The organism is Saccharopolyspora rosea, from assembly GCF_025643595.1.
Classification (GTDB): domain Bacteria; phylum Actinomycetota; class Actinomycetes; order Mycobacteriales; family Pseudonocardiaceae; genus Saccharopolyspora; species Saccharopolyspora rosea.
The window spans coordinates 4,959,139-4,970,922 of sequence record NZ_CP102826.1 but is presented as its reverse complement, the minus strand read 5'-3'; the positions used below and the strand labels follow the sequence as shown (position 1 = coordinate 4,970,922).

At 72.6% G+C, this 11,784-nt stretch carries 10 protein-coding genes; 6 read left to right on the top strand and 4 right to left on the bottom strand.

The window, feature by feature from the left end:
• The first annotated feature begins 138 nt into the window (after nucleotides 1–138).
• The gene (locus NV263_RS23080) at nucleotides 139–930 is read left to right on the top strand and encodes an IclR family transcriptional regulator (RefSeq protein WP_263248705.1); all 792 of its coding nucleotides are present in this window, start codon (nucleotides 139–141) and stop codon (nucleotides 928–930) included.
• Between the two features lie 87 nt (nucleotides 931–1,017).
• On the opposite strand, the gene NV263_RS23075 is transcribed toward NV263_RS23080, so the two are convergent.
• A complete protein-coding gene (locus NV263_RS23075) occupies nucleotides 1,018–2,517 on the bottom strand; it encodes an amino acid permease (protein WP_263248704.1) in 1,500 nt (499 codons plus the stop codon).
• Between the two features lie 87 nt (nucleotides 2,518–2,604).
• Entirely contained in the window at nucleotides 2,605–3,177 is a 573-nt protein-coding gene (locus NV263_RS23070; RefSeq protein WP_263248703.1) for a TetR/AcrR family transcriptional regulator, read from the bottom strand.
• Between the two features lie 89 nt (nucleotides 3,178–3,266).
• On the opposite strand from NV263_RS23070, the gene NV263_RS23065 reads away from it, so the two are divergent.
• Nucleotides 3,267–3,722 carry a nuclear transport factor 2 family protein gene (locus NV263_RS23065; protein WP_263248702.1) on the top strand — a complete coding sequence of 152 codons (456 nt, stop codon included), beginning with the start codon at nucleotides 3,267–3,269 and terminating at the stop codon, nucleotides 3,720–3,722.
• A gap of 9 nt (nucleotides 3,723–3,731) precedes the next feature.
• On the opposite strand, the gene NV263_RS23060 is transcribed toward NV263_RS23065, so the two are convergent.
• Complete coding sequence (locus NV263_RS23060; protein WP_263248701.1) at nucleotides 3,732–4,523, bottom strand: IclR family transcriptional regulator; 792 nt, start codon at nucleotides 4,521–4,523, stop codon at nucleotides 3,732–3,734.
• A 160-nt stretch (nucleotides 4,524–4,683) separates the two neighbouring features.
• On the opposite strand from NV263_RS23060, the gene NV263_RS23055 reads away from it, so the two are divergent.
• The 4 genes from NV263_RS23055 to NV263_RS23040 all read left to right on the top strand — a co-directional run bounded on the left by NV263_RS23055 (nucleotide 4,684) and on the right by NV263_RS23040 (nucleotide 9,339).
• The gene (locus NV263_RS23055; protein ID WP_263248700.1) at nucleotides 4,684–5,217 is read left to right on the top strand and encodes a thioesterase family protein; all 534 of its coding nucleotides are present in this window, start codon (nucleotides 4,684–4,686) and stop codon (nucleotides 5,215–5,217) included.
• A 10-nt stretch (nucleotides 5,218–5,227) separates the two neighbouring features.
• Entirely contained in the window at nucleotides 5,228–6,388 is a 1,161-nt protein-coding gene (locus tag NV263_RS23050) for an acyl-CoA dehydrogenase family protein (protein ID WP_263248699.1), read from the top strand.
• Nucleotides 6,389–6,464: 76 nt separating this feature from the next.
• Complete coding sequence (locus NV263_RS23045) at nucleotides 6,465–8,561, top strand: acetate--CoA ligase family protein (RefSeq protein ID WP_263248698.1); 2,097 nt, start codon at nucleotides 6,465–6,467, stop codon at nucleotides 8,559–8,561.
• Nucleotides 8,554–9,339 carry an enoyl-CoA hydratase-related protein gene (locus NV263_RS23040; protein ID WP_263248697.1) on the top strand — a complete coding sequence of 262 codons (786 nt, stop codon included), beginning with the start codon at nucleotides 8,554–8,556 and terminating at the stop codon, nucleotides 9,337–9,339. The genes NV263_RS23045 and NV263_RS23040 overlap by 8 nt, the downstream gene beginning before the upstream one ends.
• On the opposite strand, the gene NV263_RS23035 is transcribed toward NV263_RS23040, so the two are convergent.
• Nucleotides 9,336–11,747 (bottom strand): glycoside hydrolase family 2 protein, encoded by a 2,412-nt coding sequence (locus NV263_RS23035; protein ID WP_263248696.1) that lies wholly within the window; start codon nucleotides 11,745–11,747, stop codon nucleotides 9,336–9,338. The two genes, NV263_RS23040 and NV263_RS23035, sit on opposite strands and share 4 nt — an antisense overlap.
• Nucleotides 11,748–11,784 lie beyond the last annotated feature (37 nt).

Below are 11,784 nucleotides of genomic sequence, written 5' to 3'. Positions count from 1 at the left end.
CCAACACCCCACACCTCCGTTGCACAATGTGAAACAGGGCGTATTATGTGCAACAAATCTGACCCTTTTGTTGCGACAACGTCAAGAGGGATAACGGATGGTTCCAGGATGTGCACCTCGAACGGATACGGTTGACCCGTGGGTAGCTCAGATGAGGCACGCGGAAGGAGTTCTGGCGCACTGGTCCAGTCCGTCGACCGGGCTGTGACCGTCTTGGAACTGCTGGCGCGCAACGGAGAAGCCGGGATCACCGAGATCGCCGGGGAGCTGGGCGTGCACAAGTCCACCGCTTCCCGGTTGGTCAGCGTGCTGGAGGCGCGCGGCCTGGTGGAGCAGCTGGGGGAGCGCGGCAAGTACGCCATCGGCTTCGGCGTGGTGCGGTTGGCGGGTGCGGCCACCGAGCGGATGGACCTGCCCAGGCTCGGCCGCCCGTTCTGCGAGTCGCTGGCCGCCGACCTCGGCGAGACGGTCAACATCGCGATCCGGGACAACGACGTCGCCATCAACATCAGCCAGGCGCGCGGCACGGCCGCGGTCACCGCCTACAACTGGGTGGGTCAGCGCACGCCGCTGCACGCCACCTCCAGCGGGAAGGTCCTGCTGGCGCACGCGCCCGACGACGACCAGGCGGAGATCCTGGGCAGGCCGCTGGAGCGCTACACCACGCGGACCGTCACCGACGCCGCGAAGCTCCGCGAGGACTTCGACCTGATCGTCCGCGACGGCTACGCGACCAGCTACGAGGAACTGGAGCTGGGGCTCAACGCCGCGGCGGTCGCGGTCTACAACCACGACGGCGAGGTGATCGCGGCGCTGAGCGCCTCCGGCCCGTCGTACCGCTTCTCGCGCAAGCGGATGCGCGAGGTCGTCGGGGCCATGCGGGTCGCCGCCAAGGAGCTGTCCTCGCAACTGGGCTACCTGGAGGTGTGAGGACCGCCCCCGAGCCGGCCGTGCGCGGGGTTCCACGGGAACCCCGCGCACCTCACGCGGTCGGCGACTGCGGTCCCGGCGGGCGGATCACAACTCCTCGGCGGTCTGCTCGATCGACTCGCCGCGGCCGAGCCGGCTGTTGCGCCTGCTGTAGAGCGCGTACACCAGCAGCCCGATGACCATCCACACGCCGAACCGCACCCAGGTCCAGCCCTCCAGGTTCAGCATCAGGTACAGGCAGGCCAGCACCGCCAGCACCGGGATCACCGGGACCCACGGGACCCGGAACGCGCGCGGCAGGTCGGGGCGGGCCCGGCGCAGCACCAGCACCCCGGCCGAGACCAGGACGAACGCGAACAGCGTGCCGATGTTGGTCATCTCGGCGAGCACGTTGATCGGTGTCAGCGCGGCGATGATCGCCACCACGACACCGGTGATCACGGTGATCCGGTACGGGGTGCGGAACCTCGGGTGGACCTTGGCGAACCACGTCGGCAGCAGCCCGTCCCGGCTCATCGCGAAACCGACGCGGGCCTGGCCGAGCATGAGGATGAGGATGACGGTGGTCAGCCCGCAGATCGCACCGATCGAGACCAGGCCGACCGCCCACGGCGCGCCGATCGCCTGGAACGCGGTCGCCATCGGTGCCGCGGTGTTCAACCCCGGGTACTTGACGATGCCGGTCATCACCAGCGACACCAGCACGTACAGGACCGAGCAGATCGCCAGCGATCCGAGGATGCCGATCGGCATGTCCCGCTGCGGCCGCCGGGTCTCCTCCGCGCCGCTGGCGACGATGTCGAACCCGATGTAGGCGAAGAACACCAGCGCGGCCCCGGCCACCAGGCCGCTGAGCCCGAACGAACCGCTGTTGCCGAAGATCGCGTCCACCAGCGGCTGGTTGAGCCCGGTCCCGGTGCCGCCGGGAGCGGGTGGCTGGTGCGGCGGGATGAACGGGACCCAGTTGGCGGTGCTGACGAAGAACGCCCCGAAGATGATGAAGAACAGCACCACGGCCAGCTTGATCGCGACGATGACGTTGGTGACCGACGAGCTGAGCCGGATGCCCACCACCAGCACCACCGTCAGGAGCAGCGCGATGACCGCGGCCGGGATGTCCACCATCCCGCCCGCGCCGGGCGCGGCGGTCAGCGCTCCCGGGAGGTGGACGCCGAGGGCGCTCAGCGCGTGGTCGAAGTACTGCGACCAGCCCACCGACACCGTGGACGCGCCGATGACGAACTCCAGGATCAGGTCCCAGCCGATGATCCACGCCAGGAACTCGCCGAGCGAGGCGTAGGAGAACGTGTACGCCGAGCCCGCGACCGGCACCACCGAGGCGAACTCCGCGTAGCACAGCGCGGCCAGCCCGCAGGCGATGCCGGATATGACGAACGAGATCGCGATGCCCGGGCCCGCGTCGGTGGCCGCCGCGACACCGGTGAGCACGAAGATGCCGGTGCCGATGATCGCGCCGATGCCGATGCCCAGCAGGTCGACGGCGCGCAGCACCCGTCGCAGCCGGAACTCGGGGGCCTCCGCATCGCGGATGGACTGCTCAACTGACTTGACCCGCATCAGTGTCATGGGACGCCTCCCTCATGGCGAGCCCCGTACGCCGGTACCGGCGTGCCACTGACAGGATTGTGCGTCGGGTCACACCAAGCAAGACGGTCATCGCGGCTGTGAGCGAGCTGTGACCAGTGCTTCGGCTGCGGCCCGCGCGGTGCGCGCGGCGGGTGCGCCACCGCCGACCGCAGCGGTCGCGGTGGCCCCGTCGACCAGGATGAGCAGCTGCTCGGTCAGTTGCTCGGGGTGCGGCACGTCCAGGCGTGCGACCAGGGACGCCAGGTACTCGCGCACGGCCTGCTTGTGCTCCCGCACCGCGCGGGCGACGGCGGGGGAGGTGCCGCCCAACTCGCCGAAGGTGTTGAGGAAGGCGCAGCCCCGGAACCCCGGCTGCCCGAACCACTCGGCCAGCCAGTCGAAGACCGCCAGCACCGCCTCGGCCGGCTCGCGCTCCGCGGCGGCGACGTGGTCGGCCAGCGCGGTCCGCCAGCGCGCGTCGCGGCGGCGCAGGTAGCTCTCGACCAGCTCGTCCTTGGAGGCGAAGCACTGGTAGAGGCGCTTGAGCGACACGCCGGAGGCGGTGCGCAGCTCGGCCATGCCGACGGCGTGCACGCCGCGTTCGTAGAACAGCCGCTCCGCGGTGTCCAGCAGTCGTTCCGCGGCTTCGCTGCGCTGCACTGGGGCTCCCGGGATTGCGAGGAGAACGATCGTTCTCTAGTCTAGCGGGCCGAGGGGAGAACGACCGTTCTCCAGCAAGGGGTGTCCCCATGTCCCGTCCGCCGCTCCCGCCGTTCGACGCGACCGCGGCCGCCCGGAAGGTGCAGGCCGCCGAAGACGCCTGGAACACCCGCGACCCCGAGCGCGTCGCGCTCGCGTACACCGAGGACTCGGTGTGGCGCAACCGCGATCTGTTCCTGACCGGCCGCGACGAGATCGTGGCCTTCCTGCGGCGCAAGTGGGCGCGCGAGCTCGACTACGCGCTGCGCAAGGAGCTGTGGGCGTTCCACGGCGACCGCATCGCGGTCCGCTTCCAGTACGAGTCCCGCGACGCCGCGGGGCAGTGGTGGCGCAGCTACGGCAACGAGATGTGGGAGTTCGCCGAGGACGGGCTGATGCGCCGCCGCGAGGCGAGCATCAACGACGTGCCGATCGGCGAAGCGGACCGCCGGATCTTCGGTCCGCGCCCGGAGTCCGAGCGCGGCGTGCTGCTGCCGCTGCGCTGACCGGGCGGCTCACGCCGTCGCGGCGGCGATCTCCTCGGCCGCGGCGCGCGCGAGCGCCCCGAGCTCGGGGAAGCGCGACTCGGGGACGCGGTCCTCCGGGCCCCAGATGCTGACGATCGCGACCGGGCGCCGGCGGGCGTCGAGCACCGGAGCGGCCACGCCGTAGACGTGCGATTCCAGCTCGCCGACGCTGACGCTGTAACCCTGGCCGCGGATGTCGGCGAGCTCGCGGCGCAGCGCGTCGCGGTCGGTGCGGGTCGTCTCGGTGAACTCCGCCAGCGGCGAGTTCAGCATCGACTCGACCTCCTGCTCGGGCAGCCAGGCGAGGAACGCCTTGCCCGCCGAGGTGGCGTGGATGGGCACGTGGCGACCGAGCCAGCGCGCGCTGAGCACCACGGGCGGAGCCACTTCGTCCACATAGGTCAGTCCGAGCCGTTGCGCCACGGCCAGGTTCGCGGTCTCGCCGGTTTCGCGGCTGAGGCGTTCCAGGACGTCGTGGGCGCGGCGGACCAGCCCGTCGACCCCGGCGGTGGCGGCCATCCGGCTGATCGCGAAACCGATCGAATAGCGGTTGGTGACCGGATCGCGCTCCACCAGTGCGTGGTGCTCCAGGGTCGCCAGCAGGCGCCACGCCGTCGCCCGGTTCAGACCGCACTCGACAGCGAGTTCGGCCGCCGACCGGCCTTCCGGCGCGCTCGCGGACACCGCGTTGAGCAGCGCGACCGCGCGGTCCAGGGACTGCACCCGGCCGGGCCGGGATTGCTCCTGCTCACCAGACGTACGGGCGGCTTCCACGGACATGACCCCACCCTAGTGGGACGTCCGGCCACCTCCCGGACGCCACCCTCTCGTCCGGCTCCGCCCCGCCCGGTGGCTCCTCCGGGCGAGACGTCTTGACCCCTCGGCGAGCCGTCCTCTAGCGTCGCACATTACGAACAGGCGACGCACATTGTGAGACGTTATGGATCGAGTGGTAACCCCCTACGAGGGCAGCGGGCACCGGCCGTGGGACGACACCGCGGAGATCCCGGCGCCGTTGCGGCTGCACGAGACGACCGTGAGCCCGCGGTGGGTCGACTACAACGGGCACATGAGCGAGTCGTGCTACCTGCTGGTGTTCGGCGACAACTCCGACGCGTTCTTCCGCTACCTCGGAATCGACGAGCAGTACCGGGAAAGCGGGCGCTCGCTGTACACAGTGGAGAGTCACATCCACAACCGGCGCGAGGTCGCGGAGGCGGAGCCGCTGTCGCTGTCGCTGCGGGTCCTCGACCACGACGCCAAGCGGGTGCACGTCTTCCACGAGATGCACCACGGCGGAACCGGTGACCTGCTCGCCACGGCCGAGCAGATGCTCGTGCACGTCGACACCGCCGAGGGGCGCTCCTGCCCGCTCCCGGAGCACCTGCGGCACCGCCTGGCCGCCATCCACCGAGCCCACCAGGCCCTCCCGGTTCCCGACTCGGTCGGGCGACCGATGGGCATCCGACGCTGAGGAGCACACCGTGGACTTCGAGCTCACCGACGAGCAGCGGATGATCGTCGACACCGTCCGCCGGTTCGTGGCCACCGAACTCCAGCCGCACGAGGACGAGGTGGAACGCCTGGACGACGTCCCCGCCGAGCTGGTCGAGAAGATCCGCGGCAGGGCCCTGGAAGCCGGGCTGTACGCGGCCAACATGCCCGCCGAACTCGGCGGCGGCGGGCTCGACGCGACCAGCATGACGCTCGTCGAACGCGAGCTCGGCCGCACCAGCTACGCGCTGCAGATGCTGGTGGCCCGGCCCAGCAACATCCTGCAGGCGTGCGAGGGCGAGCAGCGCGAGCGGTACCTGCTGCCCGCGATCCGCGGTGAGCGGCACGACTGCCTGGCGATGACCGAGCCGGGCGCGGGCTCGGACGTCCGGTCGATGACCACCCGAGCGGTCCGCGACGGCGACGAGTACGTGCTCAACGGCACGAAGCACTTCATCAGCCACGCCGACATGGCCGATTTCGTCGTGCTGTTCGCCGCGACCGGCACCGAGGACACCGACCGCGGTCCGCGCAACCTGATCACCGCGTTCCTGGTGGACCTCGACACGCCCGGGCTGGTGGTGACGCGCGGGTCCGGTTGCGTCTCGCACCGCGGCTACCACCAGTGCGAGTTGGCGTTCTCCGACTGCCGCATCCCGGTCGCGCAGCGGCTCGGCGCGGAGGGGCGGGGATTCGAGCTGATGGGCGAGTGGCTCGGCGCGAGCCGCCTGAGCGTCGCGGCCACCAGCGTCGGACGCGCCCGGCGGGTGCTGGAGATGGCCACCTCGTGGGCGGCGGAGCGGGAGCAGTTCGGCCGCACCATCGGGCGGTTCCAGGGCGTGTCGTTCCAGCTCGCGGACATGGCGACCGAGCTGGAGGCGGCCGAGCTGCTCACCCTGCGGGCCGCGGCGAAGCTGGACGCGGGCGGCATGACCGACCAGGACGCGGCCATGGCGAAGCTGTACGCCTCCGAGGCGCTCGCCCGCATCACCGACCGGGCGGTGCAGATCTTCGGCGGCATGGGCCTGATGGCCGAGCTCCCGATCGAGCGATTCTGGCGGGACGCCCGCGTCGAGCGCATCTGGGACGGCACCAGCGAGATCCAGCGGCACATCATCTCGCGGTCCCTGCTGCGCCCGCTGGGTTCCTGATCCGTCGTACGTCGAGCACGTCGCGCAGTGCCGCCGGTGGTGCGGATTGCGCGGGTGGAGCCATCGGGGGTCTGCGATGAGCGTGGAGTCCATTTCGGACAGTGCGGGGACCGGGCCCGGCGGTGCGCGCCGGGAGAACCTGCGGCGGTTGTTGGCACCGCGGCACATCGCGGTCTACGGCGGTCGCGCGGCCGCCGAGGCCGTCCGGCAGTGCCGCGACATCGGGTTCGCCGGCCGCCTCTGGGCGGTGCACCCGCGGCGCGACAGCATCGAGGGCGTGCCCTGCGTCCGCAGCACGGCCGAGCTGCCGGAGGCGCCGGACGCCGCGTTCGTCGCGGTGCCGAAGGAGGCGACCGTCGACGTCGTCGCCGAGCTGTCCGCGCGCGGAGCCGGCGGAGTGGTCTGCCACGCCTCGGGATTCGCCGAGCACGGTGCCGCCGAGCTGCAACAGTCCCTCGTGGCCGCGGCGGGCGAGATGGCACTGGTGGGGCCGAACTGCATCGGCGTGCTCAACTACCTCGACGGCGCCGCGCTGTGGCCCGACCAGCACGGCGGACGGCGGGTCGAGCGCGGCGTCGCGGTCATCACCCAGAGCGGCAACATCGGGCAGAACCTGACCATGCAGCGCCGGTCGCTGCCCTTGGCGCAGCTCGTCACGCTCGGCAACGGCGCGGTGACCGGGGTGGCCGACCTGGTCGAGGCGATGCTCGACGACCCGCGCATCACCGCGATCGGGCTGCACCTGGAGGGCATCGACGACGTCCCCGGGCTGTCGCGGGCAGCGCTGCTGGCGCTGCGCCGACGCGTCCCGGTGGTGGTGCTGAAGTCGGGGACGTCCGAGCTGGGCGCACGGGCCAACCTCAGCCACACCAGCTCGCTCGCCGGGTCGGACGTGCTGTGCGACGCGTTGTTCCGCAGGCTGGGCATGGCCCGCGTGGACCACCTCGGCACGTTCGTGGAGACGCTGAAGTTCCTGCACGTGCACGGCGCGGTGGCGGGATGGCGGATCAGCTCCGCGAGCTGCTCCGGTGGGGAGGCCGCCCTGGTCGCCGATCTGGCCGAACGCGACGGCCTGGAACTGCCGGAGTTCCCCGAGGACACCGGGCGCCGGCTGCGCGCGCTGCTGGGCGACCGGGTGTCGGTGACCAACCCGCTCGACTACCACACCTACATCTGGGGCGACCGGGACGCGCAGACGGCGTGCTTCACGGAGTTCCTGCGCGCCGGTTCGGACTGCCACCTGCTGCTGGTCGACCTCCCGCGCGAGGACCGCTGCACCGACGGTCCGTGGACGACCACTGTGGACGCTTTCCTCGCCGCGCACTCCGCGGTGGGCGCACCCGGGTGCGTGGTCAGTTCGCTGCCGGAAGGGCTTCCGGAACCGGTCGGTGAACGGCTGCTGGCGGCCGGTGTGGCGCCGATGCAGGGCATCGCCGACTGCGTGGCGGCCGTGGCCGCGTCGGCGCGCATCGGCGCGGCGCAGCGGGCGGTGGATTCCGCGGCACCGCCGGAGGTCCCGGCCGTCCCGCGTGGGGAGCACCACCAGCTCGACGAGCACGCGGGCAAACGCGCGCTGGCCGCGTACGGGCTGTCGGTTCCCGAAGGCGCCGTGGTCCCCGCGTCCCGGGCTCCCGGGACGGCGGCCCGGATCGGTTTTCCCGTTGTCGTGAAAGCGCATTCGGCTGATCTGGCGCACAAGAGCGACGTCGGCGGCGTGCGCGTCGGGCTCGTCGACGAACGGCAGGTGCGGGACGCCGTCGCGGGGATGTCCGGGCTGTCCGAGCGCTTCCTGGTCGAGCGGATGGTCGACGGCGCGGTCGCCGAACTCATCGTCGGCGTGCGCCGGGACCCCCGGTTCGGCCTGGCGCTGACCATCGGCGCCGGTGGGGTGCTGGTCGAGCTGGTGCGCGACGCGGTGACCCTGTTGCTGCCGGTGCAGCGCGCGCAGATCCGCGCCGCGCTCGCGGAACTGCGGATCTGGCCGCTGCTGGCCGGTTTCCGCGGTCGATCGGCCGATGTGGACGCGGTGGTGGCGGCCATCGCCGCGATCGCCGACTACGCCCGCGACCACGACCGGCTGGTCGAACTGGACGTGAACCCCCTGCTGGCGCTGCCGCGCGGTGCGGTCGCCGCGGATGTGCTGGTGCGAGAGACGAGGAGTGCGGATGAGTGACCCGGTGCGGCTCGACGTCGACGGCGGGGTGCTGACGATCACCCTGGACCGGCCGAAGGCCAACGCGATCGACCTGGCCACCAGCCACGCCCTGCACGCGGCGTTCGACCGGCTGAACCGGGACGACTCGTTGCGCGTCGCGGTGCTCACCGGCGCGGGCGAGCGGTTCTTCTCGGCCGGCTGGGACCTCAAGGCCGCCGCGTCGGGCGAGGCGATCGACGCCGACCACGGTCCGGGCGGGTTCGCCGGGCTCACCGAGTTCTTCGAGCTGGACAAGCCGGTGATCGCGGCGGTCAACGGGCTGGCGCTGGGCGGCGGTTTCGAACTGGCGCTGGCCGCTGATCTCGTCGTGGCGGCCGAGCACGCCGAGTTCGCCCTGACCGAGGTGACGCTGGGCATGGTCGCCGACTCGGGCGGGGTGCTGCGGCTGCCCAAGCGGCTGCCGCAGGCGGTGGCGGCCGAGATGCTGCTCACGGGCCGCCGCATGGCGGCCGCCGAAGCCCGCGAGTGGGGGCTGGTCAACCGCGTCGTCCCGGCGTCGTCGCTGGCGGCCGCGGCCGCCGAGCTGGCCGCGCGGATCTGCGCGGCGGCGCCGCTGGCGGTCGCGGCGGTCAAGGAGATCACCCGGCGCACGGCGGCGCTCGACGTCGAGTCGGGCTACCGGCTGCTGCGCGGCGGCGAGCTGCCGAGGTACCGGGCGATGCTGGCCTCCGAGGACGCCGAGGAGGGGCCGCGCGCGTTCGCCGAGAAGCGCCCGCCCCGGTGGCGGGGCCGTTAGCCCACGCGCAGTTCGACGGCGGCCGACCCGAGGACGTCGTGCCGCGCGCGCAGCCGGACGACGCCGGGGGCACCGCAGCTGCGCAGCCACACGGCACCGGCGCCGCCGGTGTCGGCGAGCGGGAACGGGTTGTCGCCGACCAGGACCGCCGGTCCGGCCACCTCCAGCGCGACGTCGCCGGTGACGTGCGGACGCGTGTTGCCGAAGCGGTCCACCGCCCGGATCTCGGCGCGCGTGGCGTCCACACCGGACAGTTCCGCGTCGTCCAGGGCCAGCGCTAGGCGGTCCCGGGAGCGGTCGGCGCAGAACCGGCGACTGATCACCAGCCGGTCGCCGAGGTAACCGTCGATGCGCAGCTCCACACCGTCGACAGTGGACAGATCCGCGAAGAACGGCGGGTGCGGCAGGCGCGGGAACTCCGCGCGGTCCGGGCGCAGCGCGGCGAGGTGCCGTCCGTCGACGTGCAGCTCCAGGCGGTCGGCGTTCGAGAAGATGGCCGCGCGGTCCCCGAGGTCGCCGACCGGGCTCGGCCCGTCCAGGACCCAGCAGAACGCCGGTTCCAGCACCGGTCGCCGCCGGGGGTCGACCTGCGCCCGGTACACCGCCGCTCCCGGTTTGGCCACCCGGAAGAGGTCCACGACCCCGGGCCACTTGATGCCGTCGGCGGAGTTCCCCTGGCCGGAGGGGTAGTCGAACCCGGCCCACCCGAGCAGGCCCGCGTACCGCTCGTCGGAGCGCGCCAGGTCGTGCGCGCGGGCGTGCGCGAGCGCCTGCCCCTGCTGCACCGGCTGCGGATCGGTGCGCCGGTAGTACCGGGCCGGGCCGGACAGCGTCCCGACCGCCTCGCTGACCAGGTAGGGCCGGTCGGTGCGCGGTGGCAACAGCTCGGGGCGCGGCCGGCCGTCCGGCCCGGTGCCCGCCGTGTAGTCGTCGTAGCCGAACACGTCCTGCTGGAAGTCGGTGGTGTCGTGGTCACCGGGGTGCACGGCCCCGGTCGTCTGGCGGGAGTCGTCCAGCGCCTCGGCCAGGCGTTGCGTGCGGGCGTAGAACTCGGGGGCACCGGGGGTCTCGTTGAGCCGGGCGGCCCACAGCACCACGCACGGGTGGTTGCGGTCGCGCACGATCATGTCGTGCACGTCCCGGTAGGCGCGGTCGAGCCAGCCGGCGTCGCCGAGGTGCTGCCAGCCCGGCGGTTCCTCCCACACCAGCAGGCCGAGTTCGTCGCAGGCGTCGAGGAACGCCTCGTGCTGGGGGTAGTGCGAGCAGCGGACCGCGTTGCAGTTCAGCTCCTCCCGCAGGATCTGCGCGTCCCGGCGCTGCACCCGCGCGGGCATCGCGGCGCCCGCGAACGGGAAGAACTGGTGGCGGTTGAGCCCGAACAGCTGCACCCGCTCGCCGTTGAGGAAGAACCCGGAGCGGGTGAACCGCGCCTCCCGGAAGCCGGTGCGCACCCGGTGGTCGTGCAGCGCTCGCCCGTGTTGGGAGAGGGTGACCACGACGTCGTACAGCTCGGGGGTCTCGATCCCCCACAGCGCGACGTCCCGCGGCCCGGGCAGCCGCAGCGCCACCGGGTGGCGTCCCGGCGGCAGCGCGGGGAGACCCGTCGACGCCGCGGCCAGGGTGGTCCCGGCGCGCCGCAGTTCGGCGTCCACCCGCAGACCGACCGCGTCCTCGGCCAGGTCCAGCTCGCAGCGGACCTCCAACCGCCGGGACGCGTCGTCGAGCACCCCGACCGGCTTGGCGAACACGTCGGCGACGTGGGCGGCGGGCACCCCGACCAGGTGCACCTCCCGGTACAGCCCGGCGGGCTGCCAGAAGTCGACCGACTCCGGGGCGCCGTCGCGGTTCGGCGGCACGCCCGGGTCGAACGAGCCGTCGACGACGACGTCGAGCGTGTTGTGCCCGGCCAGCAGCCCGGTGACCTCGGGGCGGAACGGCAGGTAGCCGCCCGCGTGCGCGGGCAGCGGCGTGCCGTTGAGCACCGGAGCCGCGTCCGTCAACGCCGCGTCGAAGTGCAGGAAGTAGCGCAGTCCCGGATCGACCCGGGCGGGGAAGTGCTTGCGGTACAGCCAACGCCGCTGCCAGCTCGCCGGATCCCAGCGCCGCCAGGACAACCCGGTCGCGGTGTGCGGCAGGTCCACTGTGGACATATCGCGGTCCGCGACGGCGCCGGGCCGCGCGCCGTCCAGCGGTGCGAACAACCAGTCGCGCAGCAACGGCTCCCGCAGCTCGGCGGGTCCCGCGGCGGTCGCCGGTGCGGTGCGGTGGAAGGCGAGCACGGCGGCGGTCAGCGCGGTGGCGCGCCACAGCACGCGCCGGGAGAACCGCCCACGGGACACCTCGCCCGTCCCCTCCGGCAGCGCCTCGTCCGCCGCCCAGATCGATCGGGAACGGACCGATTCGAGCACACGTCCACCCCGCCCGACCACGCACGAGCGGACGAAT

What these genes read in the sequence shown, in the direction of transcription:
- NV263_RS23055 (WP_263248700.1), top strand. Translation starts at nt 4,684, where the DNA reads ATGGATCGAGTGGTAACCCCCTACGAGGGCAGCGGGCACCGGCCGTGG.
- NV263_RS23060 (WP_263248701.1), bottom strand. Translation starts at nt 4,523, where the DNA reads ATGTCCGTGGAAGCCGCCCGTACGTCTGGTGAGCAGGAGCAATCCCGG.
- NV263_RS23040 (WP_263248697.1), top strand. Translation starts at nt 8,554, where the DNA reads ATGAGTGACCCGGTGCGGCTCGACGTCGACGGCGGGGTGCTGACGATC.
- NV263_RS23065 (WP_263248702.1), top strand. Translation starts at nt 3,267, where the DNA reads ATGTCCCGTCCGCCGCTCCCGCCGTTCGACGCGACCGCGGCCGCCCGG.
- NV263_RS23075 (WP_263248704.1), bottom strand. Translation starts at nt 2,517, where the DNA reads ATGACACTGATGCGGGTCAAGTCAGTTGAGCAGTCCATCCGCGATGCG.
- NV263_RS23045 (WP_263248698.1), top strand. Translation starts at nt 6,465, where the DNA reads ATGAGCGTGGAGTCCATTTCGGACAGTGCGGGGACCGGGCCCGGCGGT.